The organism is Candidatus Thermoplasmatota archaeon, assembly GCA_035540375.1.
GTDB lineage: Archaea > Thermoplasmatota > SW-10-69-26 > JACQPN01 > JAJPHT01 > DATLGO01.
In genome coordinates this window covers 17260-35182 of sequence record DATLGO010000050.1, presented here as the reverse complement: position 1 = coordinate 35182, position 17923 = coordinate 17260, and the positions used below count along the sequence as shown (strand labels likewise).

Annotated in this window: 21 protein-coding genes; 12 read left to right on the top strand and 9 right to left on the bottom strand. The window is 70.9% G+C overall.

Annotated features, from left to right (window positions below; translation table 11 throughout):
- Nucleotides 1-49: 49 nt before the first annotated feature.
- The 4 genes from accC (at nucleotide 50) to VM889_06125 (ending at nucleotide 3754) form a co-directional block, all read left to right on the top strand.
- Entirely contained in the window at nucleotides 50-1582 is a 1533-nt protein-coding gene (gene accC / locus VM889_06140; protein ID HVL48118.1) for an acetyl-CoA carboxylase biotin carboxylase subunit, read from the top strand.
- Entirely contained in the window at nucleotides 1582-2070 is a 489-nt protein-coding gene (locus tag VM889_06135) for a biotin/lipoyl-containing protein (GenBank protein HVL48117.1), read from the top strand. Before accC ends, VM889_06135 begins: the two co-directional genes overlap by 1 nt.
- A 96-nt stretch (nucleotides 2071-2166) precedes the next feature.
- On the top strand, nucleotides 2167-2523 hold the full coding sequence (locus tag VM889_06130; GenBank protein ID HVL48116.1) for a DUF6015 family protein: 357 nt from the start codon (nucleotides 2167-2169) through the stop codon (nucleotides 2521-2523).
- A 55-nt stretch (nucleotides 2524-2578) separates the two neighbouring features.
- Nucleotides 2579-3754, top strand: a complete 1176-nt coding sequence (locus tag VM889_06125; protein ID HVL48115.1) for an acyl-CoA dehydrogenase — start codon at nucleotides 2579-2581, stop codon at nucleotides 3752-3754.
- Nucleotides 3755-3757: 3 nt separating this feature from the next.
- On the opposite strand, the gene VM889_06120 is transcribed toward VM889_06125, so the two are convergent.
- Nucleotides 3758-4516 (bottom strand): hypothetical protein, encoded by a 759-nt coding sequence (locus VM889_06120; protein HVL48114.1) that lies wholly within the window; start codon nucleotides 4514-4516, stop codon nucleotides 3758-3760.
- A gap of 156 nt (nucleotides 4517-4672) precedes the next feature.
- On the opposite strand from VM889_06120, the gene VM889_06115 reads away from it, so the two are divergent.
- Nucleotides 4673-4900, top strand: coding sequence for a hypothetical protein (locus VM889_06115; protein HVL48113.1), 228 nt, complete (start codon nucleotides 4673-4675; stop codon nucleotides 4898-4900).
- Nucleotides 4901-5599: 699 nt separating this feature from the next.
- Here the strand turns inward: VM889_06115 and VM889_06110 are convergent.
- Nucleotides 5600-7066, bottom strand: a complete 1467-nt coding sequence (locus tag VM889_06110) for a hypothetical protein (protein ID HVL48112.1) — start codon at nucleotides 7064-7066, stop codon at nucleotides 5600-5602.
- Nucleotides 7067-7163: 97 nt separating this feature from the next.
- Here VM889_06110 and VM889_06105 point away from each other — a divergent pair, with 97 nt between their 5' ends.
- Both VM889_06105 and VM889_06100 read left to right on the top strand, forming a co-directional pair.
- Nucleotides 7164-7556, top strand: coding sequence for a hypothetical protein (locus tag VM889_06105; GenBank protein ID HVL48111.1), 393 nt, complete (start codon nucleotides 7164-7166; stop codon nucleotides 7554-7556).
- Between the two features lie 846 nt (nucleotides 7557-8402).
- A complete protein-coding gene (locus VM889_06100) occupies nucleotides 8403-8933 on the top strand; it encodes a hypothetical protein (GenBank protein ID HVL48110.1) in 531 nt (176 codons plus the stop codon).
- Here VM889_06100 and VM889_06095 read toward each other — a convergent pair whose 3' ends face one another.
- The 5 genes from VM889_06095 to VM889_06075 form a co-directional block, all read right to left on the bottom strand.
- The gene (locus VM889_06095) at nucleotides 8934-10196 is read right to left on the bottom strand and encodes a hypothetical protein (GenBank protein ID HVL48109.1); all 1263 of its coding nucleotides are present in this window, start codon (nucleotides 10194-10196) and stop codon (nucleotides 8934-8936) included.
- Complete coding sequence (locus VM889_06090; GenBank protein ID HVL48108.1) at nucleotides 10193-11050, bottom strand: hypothetical protein; 858 nt, start codon at nucleotides 11048-11050, stop codon at nucleotides 10193-10195. Before VM889_06090 ends, VM889_06095 begins: the two co-directional genes overlap by 4 nt.
- Nucleotides 11047-11577, bottom strand: a complete 531-nt coding sequence (locus tag VM889_06085; protein HVL48107.1) for a hypothetical protein — start codon at nucleotides 11575-11577, stop codon at nucleotides 11047-11049. Before VM889_06085 ends, VM889_06090 begins: the two co-directional genes overlap by 4 nt.
- Before the next feature lie 100 nt (nucleotides 11578-11677).
- Nucleotides 11678-12043: a hypothetical protein gene (locus VM889_06080; protein HVL48106.1), complete on the bottom strand. Its 366-nt coding sequence runs from the start codon at nucleotides 12041-12043 to the stop codon at nucleotides 11678-11680.
- Between the two features lie 40 nt (nucleotides 12044-12083).
- Complete coding sequence (locus tag VM889_06075; protein HVL48105.1) at nucleotides 12084-12407, bottom strand: general stress protein; 324 nt, start codon at nucleotides 12405-12407, stop codon at nucleotides 12084-12086.
- A 138-nt stretch (nucleotides 12408-12545) separates the two neighbouring features.
- Between VM889_06075 and VM889_06070 the strand changes: the two genes are divergently transcribed.
- The 4 genes from VM889_06070 (at nucleotide 12546) to VM889_06055 (ending at nucleotide 14897) form a co-directional block, all read left to right on the top strand.
- Nucleotides 12546-12743: a hypothetical protein gene (locus tag VM889_06070; GenBank protein ID HVL48104.1), complete on the top strand. Its 198-nt coding sequence runs from the start codon at nucleotides 12546-12548 to the stop codon at nucleotides 12741-12743.
- Nucleotides 12744-12821: 78 nt separating this feature from the next.
- Complete coding sequence (locus VM889_06065; GenBank protein ID HVL48103.1) at nucleotides 12822-13202, top strand: SRPBCC domain-containing protein; 381 nt, start codon at nucleotides 12822-12824, stop codon at nucleotides 13200-13202.
- A gap of 43 nt (nucleotides 13203-13245) precedes the next feature.
- On the top strand, nucleotides 13246-13911 hold the full coding sequence (locus tag VM889_06060) for a YkgJ family cysteine cluster protein (protein ID HVL48102.1): 666 nt from the start codon (nucleotides 13246-13248) through the stop codon (nucleotides 13909-13911).
- Nucleotides 13912-14123: 212 nt separating this feature from the next.
- Nucleotides 14124-14897 (top strand): HAD-IB family phosphatase, encoded by a 774-nt coding sequence (locus VM889_06055; GenBank protein HVL48101.1) that lies wholly within the window; start codon nucleotides 14124-14126, stop codon nucleotides 14895-14897.
- Here VM889_06055 and VM889_06050 read toward each other — a convergent pair.
- On the bottom strand, nucleotides 14894-15799 hold the full coding sequence (locus VM889_06050; protein ID HVL48100.1) for a class I SAM-dependent methyltransferase: 906 nt from the start codon (nucleotides 15797-15799) through the stop codon (nucleotides 14894-14896). The two genes, VM889_06055 and VM889_06050, sit on opposite strands and share 4 nt — an antisense overlap.
- Before the next feature lie 62 nt (nucleotides 15800-15861).
- Here VM889_06050 and VM889_06045 point away from each other — a divergent pair, with 62 nt between their 5' ends.
- Nucleotides 15862-16668, top strand: coding sequence for a GNAT family N-acetyltransferase (locus tag VM889_06045; protein HVL48099.1), 807 nt, complete (start codon nucleotides 15862-15864; stop codon nucleotides 16666-16668).
- Here VM889_06045 and VM889_06040 read toward each other — a convergent pair.
- Nucleotides 16662-17783: a winged helix-turn-helix transcriptional regulator gene (locus tag VM889_06040; protein ID HVL48098.1), complete on the bottom strand. Its 1122-nt coding sequence runs from the start codon at nucleotides 17781-17783 to the stop codon at nucleotides 16662-16664. The two genes, VM889_06045 and VM889_06040, sit on opposite strands and share 7 nt — an antisense overlap.
- Between the last annotated feature and the right edge of the window lie 140 nt (nucleotides 17784-17923).

Genomic DNA, 17923 nt, shown 5'->3' with positions numbered 1-17923 from the left:
CCGCGGCCGGGGGAGAAGCCTTTTTATCTGCCCGTCACGTCGTCGGCGCGTGTTCCGCAAGATCCTCATCGCCAACCGCGGTGAGATCTCGGTCCGCGTCATCCGCGCGTGCCGGGAGCTCGGGGTCAAGACCGTCGCCGTGTACTCGGACGCGGACCGGGAAGCGCTCCACGTGAGGATGGCCGACGAGGCCGTCCACATCGGGGCCGGCCCGAGCCGCGAGAGCTACCTCGTCCAGGACCGCATCGTGGAGGCGGCGCTCGCGACGGGCGCCGAGGGCATCCACCCCGGCTATGGCTTCCTCTCCGAGAACGCGACCTTCGCGGACAAGGTCACGAAGGCGGGCATCAAGTTCATCGGCCCCAGCGCGAAGGCGATGGAGGCCATGGGGGACAAGGTCAGCGCGAAGCGCAACGCCATCCGCGCGGGCGTCCCCGTCGCCCCCGCAAGCGACGGTCCCGTCGACCCCTCCGACGCGAAGGACGTCGTCGAGCGCATCGGCCTTCCGGTCATCGTGAAGGCGGTGCACGGCGGCGGCGGCATGGGCATGCGCATCGTGCGCCGCATGGACGAGCTCGAGAAGGCCGTGGCCGACGCCTCCGCGCAGGCGGCTTCCGCCTTCGGCTCCGACGAGGTCTTCATCGAGAAGTTCATCGAGGACCCCCGCCACATCGAATTCCAGATCATCGGCGACGAGCACGGCCACGTCATCCATCTCGGCGAGCGCGAGTGCTCGATCCAGCGCCGCAACCAGAAGCTCCTCGAGGAGGGCCCCTCGCCCGTCATGACGGCCGCCATGCGCGCCGACATGGGCGGACGCGTCGCGAAGCTCGCCAAGTCCGTGGGCTACTCGGGCGCGGGCACGATGGAGTTCCTCTACAAGGACGGCCAGTTCTATTTCATGGAGATGAACACGCGCCTCCAGGTCGAGCACCCGGTGACGGAGCTCATCACGGGCGTCGATCTCGTGAAGACCATGATCCGCGTCGCCTCCGGCATGCCGCTTCCGTACAAGCAGGAGGACATCGTCCTCCGCGGCCACGCCCTCGAGGTCCGCATCAACGCGGAGGACCCGTACCACGGCTTCGCGCCATCCCCCGGCAAGGTCACGCGCTACGCGACCCCGGGCGGCCCCGGCGTGCGCGTCGATTCCGGTCTCTACGAGGGCTTCACCATCCCGTCGTTCTACGACAGCCTCGCGGTGAAGCTCCTCTCCCACGGCTCGAACCGCGCGGAGTGCATCGACCGCATGCGCCGCGCCCTCGACGAGTTCGTCCTCGAAGGTCCGATCACCAACATCCCGTTCCACAAGATGGTCGTCCGCGACGAGGCGTTCCTGAAGGGCGACCTCTCGACGGGCTTCATCGGCCACCGCGGCATCGTCGAGCGCCTCGAGAAGGAGGCGAAGGACCTCGAGTCCGCCGAGCGCCGGCGCGCGGCCGCGATCGCCGCGGCGCTCGAGCGCCTCCCCGGCGGCGGCATCCGCGGCTACCACCACCGCCAGGGCGCCTCGGCGCGCGCTCCCGCCGCGACCGAACCCGCGGTCTCCCCCTGGGCCCTCGCCGCGCGGAGGGGACTCTGATGCACGTCACGCTCACGGTCGACGGAAAGACGTTCGACCTCTACGTCGCCAAGACCGCGGACGTCGTGAAGGTCGAGGTGGACGGCGAGATCTTCGAGGTCAGGACCGAGCCCTTCCAGGGCGGCGTCAAGGCCACCGTCGGCGGTCAGACCTTCGTGATCGGAGCCGACGGCGACCGCATCGCGGTCGACGGCCGCGCGGCCGAGGTGCGCGTCGAGGACTTCCGCCCCGGCGGCGTCCCCGGCAACCACGCAGCGGGCGCGGGCGGCAAGCGCGGCGGCCGCGTGAAGCCGCCGATGCCGGGGAAGATCGTCGCGATCAAGGTCGCGGCGGGCGACGCGATCAAGGCCGGCCAGGTCGTCGCGGTCCTCGAGGCGATGAAGATGCAGAACGAGATCCCTTCTCCCGTCGAGGGCGTCGTGAAGGAGATCCACGTCAAGCTCGGCCAGAGCGTCGAGTCCAAGGACATCATCGCCACGATCGAGTGAGGCGCGAGTCGCCGTCGCCGATGCAAATCGAAAACGCCAAGTAGCACACTCGCCGACTCCCCGGGTGGCAGGTGGGATGCTATGGGGATCCTGACGTTGGAGTCGCTCGCGGGCGCGATCGCGGAGCGGCTGCGCATACCTCGCGAGTCGGCGGCAAGCCAGGCGGAGCAGGTGCTCGACCTCTTCGGATTCGAGTCGCAGGTGATCGACAACCTCCTCGAGCCGGAGGAGCGCCAGATGTTCTATCTCCTCCAGGCCCACGGCCTGCTCACCACGAGGAGCGAGGAGACGCTGCTCTGGAACGGTCAGGAGTGGCGCACCCACTACTGGCTCCTGCGCGCGGACCGCATCGAGGCCGCCTCCGGGGCGTTCGTCGACGACGAGGCCGCCTACGAGGAGGCCGAGGTGGACGCGGTGTACACCGCGCTCCCGGACGGCGCCTGGAAGCGGTGAGACCGCGCGCCGCCCTCCGGTTAAGGTTATGTAACGGCCCCCCTCTGGGCGCCTCATGACCGGCGCCCGCGACGGCTACGCCTTCGACCTCTCGGAGGAGCAGGAGCTGATCGTCAAGACCGTCCGCGAGTTCTGCGAGCGCGAAGTCGGCCCCACCGCGAAGCGTCGCGACGAGACGGCCGAGTTTCCGCACGACATCCTGAAGAAGATGGCCGGCCTCGGCCTTCTGGGCCCGGTCACGCCCGTCGAATACGGCGGCGCGGGCCTCGACGCGCGCACCTACGCGCTCATCATGGAGGAGCTCTCGCGCTGGGACGCGGCGGTCGGCGTCACCTACGGCGTGCACACCTCCGTCGCGGTCCACCCGGTCGTGGACGCGGGGTCGCCCGAGCAGATGTCGCGGTTCCTCCCGAAGCTCGCCTCGGGCGAGCGCATCGGCGCGTTCGCGCTGAGCGAGCCGGGCGCCGGGTCCGACCCGGGCGGCCTCGCGACGACCGCGGTGCGCGACGGAGACCACTACGTCCTGAACGGCACGAAGACGTGGTGCACGAACGGCCACCACGCGGGCCACGTCATCGTGATGGCGCGCACGGATCCGAAGGCCGGCAACCGCGGCCTGAGCGCGTTCGTGGTGGAGCCTTCGAAGACGCCCGGCTTCAAGCCGACGAGCGTCGAGCACAAGATGGGCATCCGCGCGAGCGTCACGAGCGAGATCGTCCTCGACAACGCCCGCGTGCCCGCCGAGAACCTCCTCGGGAAGGAGGGCGACGGGTTCAAGCTCGCAATGAAGGCGCTCGACGCCTCGCGCATCGGCATCGGCGCGCAGGGCCTCGGCATCGCCCGCGCGTGCCTCGAATCGAGCCTCGCCTATGCGAAGGAGCGCGAGCAATTCGGGAAGCCGATCGGCGCCTTCCAGGCCATCCAGTTCTACATCGCCGACATGGCGACGCAGGTCGACGCGGCCCGCTTTCTCGTGCAGCGCGCGGCGTACCTCAAGGACATGGGCCGACCCTTCACGAAGGAAGCCGCGATGGCGAAGCTCTACGCGACCGAGGTCGCGCAGCGCGCCGCCATCACCGCGGTGCAGATCCACGGCGGCAACGGCTACACGACGGACTATCCCGTCGAGCGCTACATGCGCGACGCGAAGGTCACGACCATCTACGAGGGGACCTCGGAGATTCAGCACATCGTGATCGCGCGCCAGCTCGGGCTGCCGGGCGGGATGTAGGCCTCAGCCGGATCCGATGATCCGCGCGACCCGGGGGTCGCCGGCGTACCGCGCGAGGTCCGGATCGAGCCGCGCTTCGTCCGCGAAGCCCGGGTCCCGCGCGACGGCGCGTTCGAGCCAGATCGCGACGACCACGGCCGGCCGATCCGCGAAGGCCGCGAGGCGCGCGGCGCTGAACTCGGCCACGCCGTCGTCGCCGAGCGCGGCCGCCTCGCCGTAGGCCTCGATCGCGCCGTCCACGTCGCCAAGCTGCTTGAGCGCGAAGGCCTCGTCGAGCGCGAGGCGCGCGCTTTTTGGCGCGAGCCGGCGGCTGCGCTGCGTCCATTCGAGCGCCCGGCCCCATTGGCCCGCGGTCGCCGCGTGCGAGGCTTCCGCAAGGCACGTTTCGGGAGTGAGGCTCGAGGTCGGCACGCGCCCCGAGGGTTCCCGATCGCGCGTGAATCGAGCGTGCAGCGCGACGGCGCCCGCGAAGGCGACGGCGAGGATGGTGAGGCCCGGGAGCAGGAAATCGGGACGCTCCGCGACGACAACGTGGGGCTCGGCCGCGGCGATCTCCGGGCTCCAAGAGATCCAGGGATTCGACAGGGCGGTCGTGAGGGCGGCGTGACTTCTGACGACCACTCGTCCTTCGGCCTCGATGACGAGCCAGACGTCGCGCCCGGCTGTGAGCGCCCGACCGACGCGCTCATATTCTCTCCCTGTCGTGAACACGACGACATCGCCTTCCGATTCGACGATGACCCTCGGGCCATAGACCTTCATGCGCCAGAGGGAAGTGCCGTTGAGAACGCCCCCTTTGATCAGGGAGTGGGGCTCGTCGATGGTCATGCCGAAGGCAGGCGCGTTGTCGGGAATGGATTCCCTCGTGCCGTTTGAACCCAGGTGACCGCGTTCGCGCCTTTCCAAGGATGGAGATTCATGCTTGATCGAGGCCATGGTTCGCGAGGCCGGAATGATGCCGAGCAGGCCGGGCTTGTGACCCTGCGCCTGAACCATCCCGGGTCCGAAGGAGAAATTCTCTTGGAACTGCCGGACACTCGCATCGACGCCGTGCGCCTCGAGGAAAGGGCGTTCATAGACGGTGACGCGGATCGCGTCGAAATGGACATCCAGGATTCGGCCTTCGGATCCGTCCGTGAAAAGTAAGGACGCAAGCCACAATCCATCGATTTCAACGGGGCCGCTGAGGGACTGTCGGTCCTCGGCCAACGAACTCCCCTCGTGTGCGACAGCCGCCGTTACCGACGTCGCCGAGAGGAACATTGCGAGAAGGACCGTCATCGACTCCCGCCTCGCCACCATCACGGAAGGGAGCGCGGGCGACGCCTTGACAATTCTGGAGAGAACATGTGAATTTCCAAAGGGTCCCAACATTGGGCAGGATGGCGTCACAACACCGCATGAGGTCGGCCGTGGGGAACGGCGCCCAAGGTACGGCGCCGCAGGCCCAAGGCTACGCGTCGACGCGGAGCCCTCAAGACCGACATTTTTCCTCAAGACATTCGCCTGATGGTTTCGTGAGTCCCTGTGAAAGACTCTTGGAGCCGGAGCGCGCAGGTCGGCACGCCCGGACTCCGCGAGTTGACGCCGCGGCGGGCGATAAACGCCGCGACAAGCGGGATTGCTCCCGCAGCCTTTCATCTCATTGGAGATTCCATGTAAATCCGGCCCGTCTTTTCGAAACCCTCCTCGGGGGGCGTCGGGGCGCGGTTTCTCCTGTCCGGCCCACCCCGACCCCCCGAGGCGGTCGGTCCGCCGCGGCAGACGGGCCCGTCCATGGGCTTCGCGAGGGATGGCCCTTTTGGAGAAGCATTGTGAATTCGCCGGGCACGAGGGGCCTCGCCGTCAGTCGCGACGGAACCGATCCGCGAGCCGCGGGTCGCGCGCGAGCGGCGCGAGGTCCGGGTCGGCGAGGACGTCGATCGAGAGCCCCGGATCGGCTTCGAGGGCGCGCGCGAGCCACGTGACGATCTCGTCGCGAGGCCGTCCGAGCCGCGCCGCGCACCGCGCGGCGCCGAAATCCGCGAAACCGTCGGTGCCCATCGCGGCGGCTTCCGCATAGGTCTCGAACGCGGCGTCGAGGCGATCCAGCTGCTCGAGCGCGAAGGCTTCGTCGTGCGCGAGTCGCGCGCTCGCGGGCGCGAGGCGGCGCGCCCGACGCGTCCACGCGAGGGCCGCGGACCAGTCCTCGGCTTCGACGGCGCGCGCGTGCTCCGCGAGGCAATCCTCGGGCGTCATGCGCGCGGCGTCGGCGCGCGCGGAGCGGACCCGCCGGCCGCGCAGCGCGCGGACGGCGAGCGCCCCGACGGCCCCGAGGGCGAGGACGCCGAGGCCCGGAAGCAGGAGGTCGCCTGCCGGCGGGACGATCGGCCCCGTCTGCCCCGTGGCGACGACCCCCGTCGGATACACGGCGCGTCGGAGATCGCCCGCGAAGGTCAGCGTGGCCGCGCTCGGCGGCGCCGGCTCGACGCGGCCCTCGAAGTCGCCTTCGAGGCGCACGCGCCCCGGACGCTCGAGCGGGTGGAGGCCATCGGCCTGGAGCTGGCCGTGCGCGGCGAGGAAATCGACGGCGTCCGACCAGCGGACGTGGGAGGGGCCGAGCGCGAGCGCGAGGTCGGCGCCACGGCCGATCGAGGCTTCGGCCGCGACCTCGGCCACGAGCCAGACGTCGCGCCCGGTGGCGGCGCGGGGGAGCATGGGGTCCGGGAATCGGCCCGTGGCGAATTCCTCCCGCCCCTCGGGCGTCTCCACGATCAGGGTGGGGCCGTAGAGCTTGAGCGCGAAGCGGGGGCCGATGGAGGCCTCGAAATCGTTCGCGAGCAGGTGCGGCGTGCTGACGGTGTGCGAGAAGATCCGGGTCCGCTCGTCGGCGGGTTGTCCGACGACCGCGGCGCCGAAGGTGGTGCGGTCCTTCGCTTCGAAGCGGAGCGCGTCGCCCGTGAGGGTCCCCCGGGTGCCGTCCTTCGGAAGGATCGCGAGATAACCCTCTCGCGCGCCGACGAGGGTCACATGGGCGACCTCGAAGGCCAACGTCCGCTTCTCGGGCGTCGTGCTCGTCCCGGCTCCGGCATCGACGTAGGTGGCTTCGTAGACGGAGACCGAAAGGGTGGCGCGCGCGGCCTGGAGGAGGAGCGCCTGCGGCTCGGGACGGCCATACGCCGCGAGGAGGGGCCCCCCGAGCGTCGCGGGCCCCTCGAACGTCGCGGGGCCGGCGATGCCGAACTCCCCGGTCGTGGCGGTGGCCGCCACGGACGGAGCGCTGAGGAGGACCAGGGCTGCGATCGCTCGGAGAAGCTCGCTGGGTCGTGCCAACGAGCCTCCAATGGCCTCCACCCCCCAAGAGCCTGATGGAGGGACCATGTGACAAACAACGGCGGTCATGATGAGCTGTAAGCGCGATGAGGGTGCGATGCTTCGAATTTCGAGCTGGCTCGCGTGCGCCCTGACCATCGCCCTCGTCGTCCCGTTGAACGCCACGGCCGATCCGAACGACGTTCCCGATTGGGTCCGTTCGTTCGCGGTCGGTGAGGCGGGCACGGTCGCGCTCGTGTGGGATCCCGTGGTGGGCGCCGAGGCTTACCGCGTCTACGGTGTTTCTTCGAGCGGCGCCCGGACGCTCATCGAGGAGACGCCCGCCAACCTGCATGTGACGAACCACGTCTATGCCGGTTACGCGGTCTCCGCCGTGATCGACGGGGCGGAAGGCGATGCGGTGGCCGCGACGAACTGCATCCACGTCGAGCTGAGGCTCGGCGAGATTCCCCCGTTCCTGCTTGCGGTCGAGTGTGTGCCCCCGCCGTGAGACCTCGCTGACCCGCCGGGAAACGGGGGATGTTCGTCCCTTTGGCCAGGTTTCATGCGGTGAACCGCGCATCCGAGGCTGGATCCACGGATCCCCTCCGTGGAGCCCGGGGCGCTGGTTTCTCCTGTCCGGCCCACCCCGGGTTCCAGGGCGGCGCGCGCCCGCAGGGCCTCCGTGGCGCGCCAAGTTTTCGAGGATGCGTGGGGATCCTGCGGCGCGGCTTTCCCGGTCTCGCGAGCCTCGTGGCGTGGTTCCTCGTGGACGCCGCGCCGTCTTCGGGCGGAACGCGGAGGGGACGCCGCAGGCGGCGCCCTCCTCGCCCTGATCCTGGAATCGCCGGGCATCGCCGTCAGCGAGCTCGCGCGGCTTCTCCTTGGGGGTTGGGGCTCCCTCGACCATCATCTCGCGGTCCTCGAGGGCGAGGGACACGTGATCCCTGTCCGAGGGGCGGCGCGAGGAGCTCCACCCGGTCGTGAAGGACGCGGGGTCCCCCGCAAAGGCCCCCGTCCGCCCCAGCCGCTGCGTCGCGCCCGGCGCGCGATCGCGCTGCACGTCGCCGCCCATCCGGGCCCCGGGGTCGCGACGCTCGTCGCGGATCTCGGCCTGCCCCTGCGCGTGGCCTACAACCCTCCCGAGCGGCTCGTCGAGGACGTCGACGGCTCGGCTCGCCGAACGCCTCGCGGACGAAGCGGTCGCGAGAACCGGGGCGGGAAAAGTTGACGTCGCGTTGGAGGAATGATGTAAAATAACAAGGCGAATGCACGCCTTGCAACTTAATTCTCCACAATCGTCAAGAGCATGCACCGGGTACCGGGCGACCATCCGCTGCCCCGCGGCCGTGGTCCCATGCTTCCCCTCGACATCCTGCCGGGAACCCTTGTCGCCGCGCCCTTCCTGGGCGCCCTCGCTCGAGCGGTCCGCCCCGCGGCGCCCTCCGAGGCCGCGCTCCGGATCCTCGCGTGCGTGCGCCGCAAGCCGGGACTGGGCCTGAGCGAATTGCAGCGGGAATCCGGCGTGGGATGGGCGAGCCTCTACCTCCACCTGGAAACGCTCCGCGCGGCGCGGCTCGTGCGCTCAGTGAACGTCGGGCGCCGCCGATACGTGTACGACGCGGCGGCCGGCGTGCCGCCGAGGCACGAGGTCGCCTTCCCCCGCCACGGCACGGGGGCGCGCGTCGCTCGCGCCATCGCGGATACGCCCGGCATCTCCGTGCGCGCGCTGACGGAGCAGCTCGCGCTCTCGCAACGGGTCGTCTATTACCACGTGTCGCGCCTCGACGAGGGTCGTTACCTGAAAGCGCGACGGTGGCGCGGTCGGGGCCTTTTTCCGAGCGAGCGTTTTCTCGACGCCCTCGCGCGCGAGTCCGCCCGCCCCTGATCACGCCCGTCGCCGGATCGCCCACGCCGCGGCGCCCGCGAGGCCGAGGATCGCGAGCGCGCCCGGGCCGGGGATGCCCTTCGGCTTCTGCGCGGAAGCGCCCGAGGCGTCCGTCGTGCCCGCGCCCGTCGGGGGGACCTTGCCGCCCGCGGGAGGCTCGACGATGAGATCGATCTCCCGCGCTTCGGTTTCGAGGCCGTCGTAGGTCGCCCACACCTTGACGCGGTACACGCCGGGTTCGGTCGGCGTCCAGTAGGCGTCGAGCGGGCGCGACGTGCCCGGAAGCACGGCGAGCCCGTCGCCCGCGAGGAGCGCCACGCGCGCGCCGTCGCGGCTGACCTCACCCACGAGGCGCGCGGCGTCGATCGCGCGCGTCGAATCGCTCGCGAACACGCCCGTGACCTTGACGAGCGAGCCCGCCCGCGGCCGCGCGTCGGCGGAGAGCCCCGCCAGCTGTCCCGATTTGCCTTCCGATCGGGAGAGGGTCCCGGCGGGGTGGATCTCGAAGGCCAGCCCTTCGCGGGGGCGGGGCTCGCCGTCCGCGACGAGGGCCGCGGTCGCCTCGTGGGCGCCGACGGCGAGGCCGCGCGAGGTCTTGAGCGCGATGGCCGATCGGACGCCGGGCGCGATCTCGAGGCCCTTGAGGGTCTCCTCGTGGACCTTGCGTCCCTCGGCGTCCTCGATCGCGACGGCGAACGAGGGCGCGGCCCGGACGTTGCCGGTGTTGACGACGTCGAACACGAAGGTCACGGGCTGGCCGGCCTCCGCGTCGAGAACGCGGGCGCGCTCGAACGCGAGGCGGCGGACCTGGTCGCCGGACACCGAGAGCTTGACCGCGGGCGCGAAGGCCATGTTGACGCTCGCGACGCTGCCCGTCTCCGTCGGCGCGCCGTGCCCCGAGATGTCGATGCGGACGGCGCCCTCGTAGGGGCCGTTCGCGGCGTCCTCGGGGACCGTTACCATGACGCGGAGCGTGCGCGACGTGGCGGGCGCCATCGAGAAGGGCTCCGCGGGGTCGGTCCGGATCCACGACGCGATCGCGCCCGCGCCGGACGGCGTGATCGTCACCGCGTGATCGTGCGAGTTCTGGAGGCGCATCGTCGCCTCGTAGTATCCGCCGCGCAAGAGCGCGTTCGGGACGCGCAGCTCGGCGGGCGAGATCGCGAAACCGCCGCCGCCGGCCGTGTCCTGGGCGGACGCGAACGGGGCCACGAGGGGCGCCGCAACGAGGGCCGCGAGAAGCGCGGCGATGAGGGCCTTCATCGGGCGACCACCACCCCGAGCGTGATGCTGCCGGTGTAATCGGCGGCCGGGATGTACTGTTCGTCGCCCGTCGGAACGTCGATCGCGAAATAGATTGGCTTCGCGGCCCCGCCGACCGGGATGAGGAAGGACGTGTCCACGAACGGGCCCTTGGGAAGGCCGCGCTCGCCCGAGAGGCTCGCGATCGGCGCGTAGCGGATGCGCTCCGATGCGATCTTCGCGTCGAAGCCGACGGCGGTGAGATCCGTGCCCGAGATCTGGAGGTGGAGCGGGACGTTGCCCGTGTTGCGGATCGCGAGCGAGGCTGGGTTGCCGCGCGTCGACGAGCCGGGCGCGAGCGGACCGCTCGCGAAGACCACGCTCTTGCCGTCGATCGCGTAGGCGACGATCTCGGTCACGAGGAACGAGCCCGACTTTTTGCTCTTCGCGCCGTGCACGTCCACGACTTCCACGTCGTAGTTGTAGAGACCCGCCTCGGGCTTCTCCGGCAGCTCCACCTCCGTCTCGAACCGGAGCGTCCGACCGGACTTGTCCTTGCCGTCCTTCTCGACCTCCGAGGCGACGGTCGCGCCGCTCGGGGCCTTGACGACGAAGCTCGCGGACGCGAAGTCCTTCCAGCCGTTGTCGTCCTGGGCCCGCGCCCAGACCTCGATCTTGCGGGCCTCGCCCGGCGAGGGGTCGACCTGGTCGCCCTCGTCGTCGTCATCGTCGTCGAGATCGCCCAATCCGACCTCGAGGAGGCGGGGCGCGACGTTCTGGACGCCTGCGCGCGCGTCGATGTTCTCCGCGCCCGCGATGTGCGGAACGACGGCGAGGCCGAGGAGAACGCAGAGGATCAGGGGGAGACGGCTCACGCGTCCACCCCCTTCGCGACGATCGTGATGGGGCCCGAATAGTCGCCGGCGGGGATGTACTGCGCCGTGCCGCGAGGCGTGTCGAGCCAGAGGCGGAGCGTCGTCGACGCGCCGGGTTGGATCGCGAGCGAGCCGAGCGCGGGCGCCGATCCGTCGGCGGCCGGGGCCCTCGTCGAGACCTTGACGCGCTCGGCCGGGATCGAGGCGCCGGTGGCGGAGGAGACGAGGTCGCCGACCTCGACGCGGATCTCGACGGGGAGCACGCCCACGTTCGAGACCTGCACCTCGACCACCGCCGAGCGCTCGCCCGGGTTCACGGAGCCGAAGCCCACGGAGGAGCGCGAGACCTGGATCGAGACGGGTCCGAGGCCCGAGAAGAGCGCGTGGCCCGAGGAGGAGCCGAGGTTCGCATCGAGCGTGACCTCGACTTCGCCGTCGGACGGCTGGATGAGCGCGGTGAGGAGGCCCGTCGCGGCGAGGAAGGCCACCACGGCCGCTGCGATGAGAGGGGTACGTCCGGCCACCATGGGATCGCACGGGTTCGGATCGTCCCCGACAAGGACCCTCCCAAAGGCGCCCTGGTGACCTGGCGACCAGGTGACGAGGGGAAAAGGGGACTTGGGAACCTCAAGCGGGCTCGGCCGAGACGAAGCCCCGGCTCCCCCGGACGGCCGCGAGGGCCGCCTCCCGGAGCTTCGGGACGAGGGCGGCCGGGATCGTGCCGGAGACGCCCACGTGGATGTCCCATCGGTCGGTCCCGAGGCGCGCGGGGGCGGCCTCCCCGGGGACGGCCCGGACGTGCACGTGGGTGGCGAAATCGAGGAAGGCGGCGCGATTCGCGGGGTCGAGGTCGAGGGCGCGCATCATGGCGATGCCCGCCTCTCCCACCGCCGCGTCGGCGTCGAAGCTCTTGCCGCGCCACGGCTTGTCCGTGCGGGCCTTGACGACGAAATGCTGCGGGTGGGGCGTGAGGCACGCGGGGCACGGAGCCATCGATCCCGCATGCGCGACCCCGCCCAAAGGCTTCCGGTCGTCAGCGTCGGCGACGCGTCGTCCGCTCCGCCGCGCGCGACTGCGCCACGCGGGCCTCGCCGCCCTTGTGGCCGCCCTTGCGTCCGATCTTGGACATGTGCTCGGGACCGTACTTGTCGACCACGGCGGCGCCGCCCTTGTGGCCGAGCTTGCGGTACCCTTCGGGACCCAGCTCGCGCTTGCGGACCTGTCCGCCCTTCTCGCCGCCCTTCTTGCCGATCTTCTGGTAGAAGCCGGCGCCATACTTGCGCTTCACGGCCTGCCCGCCCTTCCGGCCGGCCTCGCTGAGGGTCATCGGGCGCTTTGACTTGCGTCGCTCCGCCATGCGGAGGTGCGTGGGACGCGGGCGTGAAAATCGCTTGCGCCTACCCCGTCCCGGCCGTCAAGGATAACAGCCTGAGCGAAGGGCGGCACCGCATCGCGTGCTTGATAAGCCGGGGCGGCCTCTCGCTCCCGGGTACGGATGCTCCAGGCCGATTGCGGAAACTGCCTGCACTGGATGGGACGATGCACGCAGCATCGGATCCTTCCTCCGGGCAAGCTCACGTGCGATTTCTACCAGATCAACGGCCAGTTCAAGCGCGCCATCATCTCGACCATGCTGCAGGACGAGAAGTTCGTGCTTCCCGTCAAGCTCGCGGGCTCGAAGCGCCGATCTTAGGAGAAACCATTATCCCCGCCCGGGCCGAAGCCGCCCCGGGTCAGCATGAGAAGGAGCACGGGGACGACAGGTTCAGCGGTGGCGCGGTCGATCCTCATCCGGGCTCCCCCCGACGAGGTCTACGACGCCTTCCGCAACGAGGAGCGCCTGCGGATCTGGTACTTTGACGACGCGCGGGTCGATTTCCGCGTGGGCGGCCAGCTCGCCTTCAACGGGCCCGAGGGCTCCGTGACGGCCACCTACCGCGAGATCACGCCCACGCAGATCGTGACCGACTACAATCCGCCCTGGTGGGGCCGGGTCACGTGGTCGATCTCGACGGAGCGCAACGGCACGCGTGTCGCGTTGCGCCACGAGGGCTTCGAGGGTAAGGAGGAATGGATGGATCGCTTCGCCTGGGGTTGGGAGGCCTTCCTGAAGAGCCTGAAGGCGCACCTCGAGGGGCGGCCCGTCAAGTGACGCCTCCGGCACCTTCTTGACGCCTCGCCGCCTCGGAACGTTCGTGACCCTCCCGGACGACGCCACGCTCGCGGCCCTCGGCCGCCGCGTCGACTTCCGCGAGTGCGGCCCTTGCGGGGGCGCGTGCTGCAGGATGCCGTGGACGGTCTTCGTGACGCCGCGCGACGTCGAGCGGCTCGAGCGCGCGACCGGCCGAGCGCGCGCGTCGTTCGCGCGCCTCGCGCCGCTTCCCGCGTGGGAGCGCGAGGCCTTCGGCGAGGGAAATCTTCTCTTCACGCGGGTCGCCCTCGCGGACGGTCGCGTTCCGCAGCTCCTCAAGCGCGAGGACGGGGCGTGCGTCTTCCTCGACGCCGCGGGCGGCTGCGGCGTCCACGCGTCGAAACCCCTCATGTGCCGCCTCTTCCCCTTCTATTACGAAATGGCCGGAGACGACGGCGCCTTCGACCCTCGGGAGCGACCGTCACCCGCCGGCACGCGCGGACAGGTCCTCGGGCGACCCCTCAGGCTCCTCGTCGACCGGGGGCACGAGGGGCGCTGCCCGATCGCGACGGACCGCATCGCCGAGGTGGAGCGCGAGGCGGGCGACGCGGCCCTCGCGCTCGCGCAGGCGTTCGAGGAGGACCTGACCCGATTCGCCGGGGAGAAGGAGGCGTACGCCGCTCAGTGGAAGCGGCCGGGAAGGGGCTCGTCCGACATCGGCAGCTCGTAAAGGTACGTCGAGCCGCATTTCGGACAGCGTGTCGTGGCCCGCTCCTGCTGCTCGCTCAAGAGCGGCGCGCGCCACGCGCAATCGCTGCAACGGATCTCCCATACGGATGTGTCCACCACGCGCGACCCCGTCCCCGTGTTCGGCCTTCGGATGCAAGACACTTTCGTCCCGCGAAACGTTAAGTCGCTTGCCGCCCGATGCGCCACAATCCCATGCCGACGCCGACGCACCGTTCCCGTCGCGAAGCGATCGACCTCGCGAACGGCTGGCTCCAGATGGTGTCCACGCACCGCCGGCCCCCGCGCGACGAGATCCATCCCGACCGCCGCGGGCGATTCGAGCTCGTCCTCTTCGACATGGACGGGACGCTCGTGGACAAGCTGTCGAGCTGGGAGATGATCCATCATGCGCTCGGCGTTTCGAACGCCGCGAACTGGGAGCGTTACTCGCGCGGCGAGATCGACGACCATGAATTCATGCGCTCCGACATCGAACTCTGGAAGCTCGGCGGGCGCGAGATCCACGTCGAGGAGATCGAGTCGATCCTCGCGACGGCCGAGCTCATGCCCGGCGCGAAGGAATGCATGGACGCGCTCCACGCCCGCGGCATCGCGACGGGCATCATGAGCGGCGGGCTCGACGTCCTCGCGCACCGGGTCGCGGTCGACCTCGGCATGGACATGTACGTCGCGAACGGCCTCGCGCTCGACGACGCCGGACGCGTCGCGGGCAAGGGCATCTGCTTCGTCGAGATCCGCGACAAGGGCCGCCCGACGCGCGAGGTCCTCTCGAAGCTGGGCGTTCCGAAGGAACGCGTCGCGGCGGTCGGAAACAGCGTGTGGGACGCGCCGATGTTCGCCGAGGCCTCGTTCTCCGTCGCGGTGAACCCCGCGGACTACGGCGTGCGCAAGGCCGCGACGCGCGTCGTGGAGGGAAAGGACCTGCGCGAGGTGCTTGCGCATCTCCTCGAGGCGGATCGGGCCTAGCGCTTCGCGGAGACCACCGTCATCGGAAGCGTCTGCACCCACGCGGCGCGCGCGAAGCGCGCCTCCGTGGGGTCCGCAAGGAGCGCGTCGAGCGCCGCCGAGCGCTTCGCGACATAGCGCGCGATGCGCTCCTCGGGCATCCCGCCCGTCGAAAGCCGGCGCTCGAGCGAGGGGCCGATCTCCGCGCGCTCGTTGCGCACCGCCTCCACGCGATCCGCGAGGGGACGCGATCGGTCGGCCGGCGAGAACACGGCGAGGTGGCCTCCGACGCGCACGTCGTCGAGGGCCGCATCGAGGGCGAGCGCCGGAACGTCGCCGCCGAGGTGGTGACGGGCGCCGTGCGCCGCGTCGAACCCGCGCACCCACGCGGCGGCGGCCTCGCGCGCGAGGACCTCGTGCTCCCGGTCCGCGGGATCCGAGAAGGAGCCCACCCCGGACCACTCGATCGCGAGGAAGCGTCCACCCGGCTTGAGCGCCTCGCGCGCGGCGCGGACGACGGCGGCAGGGTCGGGCACGACGCAGAGGAGGGTGAGGCACACGACGGCGTCGAAGCGCCCCGGCTTCACCGGCAAGCGCGTCGCGTCCCCCTGCACATGGTCCATCCAGCGGTGGCCCTCGTCCGCGACCGCGCGCGCGGCCCAGGCGAGCGCCCCCGCGTCGAGATCGAGACCCGTCACGCGGAGCGGAATCGAACGCGCGAGGGCCCGGGCGAGGAAGCCGCCGCCCGTGCCGAGGTCGAGCACGCGGTCTCCCGGGGAGAGGCCAGCGCGCGCAGGGAGCGAGGCGAGGAACGCGGGATCGAGATAGGCGCGTCGGCGCGCCTCCAGCCGTTCCGCGTCGCCCCGATACCGCTCTGTCGTCGCCGCCACGCTGCTGGGGAAGGCGCCGACCGTCCTTAACATGACGGCGCCTCGGCCGATCCTTGGAGAAACCAACATGTATCCCGTCCGCCCAGTGCAAGGCCGTGACCGTCGTCACCGACGGGGGATTGCGGGGTCTCCACGACACGCTGGAGTCGGCCTACCTTGCGCTCCTCGCCCAGGGCTCCGCCCGCCACTTCGAGCGGCGACGGGACGGCTACACGCTCGTCGGCTTCGCGGGCCTCGCGAGCCCGTCGATGAACCGCGTCGCGTCCATCGACGTCCCGCCGGCGCGGATCGGGGAGATGGTCGAGGACGCGCACGACCTCTTCCGCGAGCGCGGCCTGCCGTGGTGCGTGCACGTCACGCCGTTCACGAGGCCCTCCGACCTCGAAAGCCGCCTCGGCCGTTTCCGGCTCCTCTCGGAGCTGAGCGTGATGGTGCACGACCCCGCGATGCAGCCTCGCGCGCGGCCGCGGGCGGCGCCCGGCGACCTCCGCGTGCGCGAGTTGGAGGCGCGCGAGCTGCCGCTCTTCCTCAACGTGACGCTCGAAACGTTCGGGATGTCGCGCGGTTTCTTCCCGGGGCTTCTCGACATCACCGCGGGCTGGGTCGAGTCGGGCGGCCGCGCCTACGTGGCGGAGCTCGACGGCGAAGTCGTGGGGTGCGGCCTGCTCTCGCGATCCGAAGACGTGGGCGGCGTCTACAACATGGGCACGAAACCCTCCGCCCGTCGTCGCGGCGTCGCGACCGCCATCCTGCGTCGCATCATCCGGGACCAAGAGGAGTCCGGGGGCGGCCTGCTGACGCTCCAGGTGACCCGCGACGCCTACGCGGAGGCGCTCTACCGCTCGCTCGGTTTCGAGCGGGCCTATTCGTGGAGGCTGCTCGCGCCCCGGACCTATCACTGAACGAGATGCGAGAGCGCCGCGAAACCCTCGCCAGGATAATAGCGGACACGGCGGCCGTCGCGGACCTTCGCGACCACCTTCATGCGTTCGAGGCGGGCGAGGTGCCAGTGGGCGAGGCTCGTGGAGATGGCGAGCCGCTCCGCGAGGCCGCGCTGGTCGACGCCCGGTTCGCGCGCGATGACCTGCGCCATGGTCCGGGTGGTCGCGTGGTCGAGGATGGCGGCGGCCGCCTCGTCGACGCGCTGGCCCGCCGCGTGATAAACGCGGACGCGACCGGCGCGCTTCGAGACGACGAGGCCTTCGCGCTCGAGGACGTCGAGGTGGTATTGGACCGCGGTGCGGCCGACCTCGGAGCCCGTGACGAGATCGTGGAGCGAGAGGCCGGGCCGGGCCTTCACGCGCGCATAGAGCGCGTCGCGGGCCGCGTGGCCGAGGACGTCCTCCTTGCCGAGGCGCGTGAACGCGAGGAGCGCGATGAGGCGCCGGAGGCCGGAGGCCCCTGAACCCTTCGCGGCGGCCGCGGCTCCGGCGACCGCGACGATCGCGAGGCCCGCGAGGGCCGCGGCCTCGCCGACGGCGGCTCCGGGCGCTTCGCGCACCGGAACGCCCGCAACGGGCGTCGAGGCGGCTTCGAGGTCGCGCGCCTCCTCCGCGGGGACGATCCCGAGGAGACGACCGACGTCGCGCGCGAGCCCGGCGACGGCGTCGAGGGCGCGGATGATCGGATGGGTCGCCGCGCCGGGCGCCTCGCGCACGGCCTCGACGACGATCGCGGCGTCGGGGGGCGCGGCGAGGGGCGCGCGCGCTCGGCGCGGCTCCTCGCGCGCGGGTTCGGGGGACGTTTCGCGCGCGGCGGGGGGATCCTGTTTCGACTCGAAGATCATGAACCGCGGCTCGTTGGGGACGTCGGCGGTCGCGAGGACGTCCTCCGCGCGGGGAACCGTGACGAAGACGGGGAGGTTCTCGGGCGGGGCCGAGAAGCCGAACCACCCGAAGAGCCACCCGAGGTCCAGCCGGTCCTCGACGGCGTCGGTCGCTTCGCCCGGGGAGGCCGCGGAGGCGAGAGGGGCGGCGACGAGCATGGCGGCGAGAACGAGAATTCCGGCGTTCTTCATCGGTGGCGAGCCTCCACTTTCCCTTCTTGAAGCCGCCTGAACCCTCCTTAGGGTTTGTGGTCGCGGCCTTGAATCGCGACAACGCCGGGTTCGAGAATTCAAGGAGCCGTCCAATCTCCCTATATGCGCACCCCCGGCTC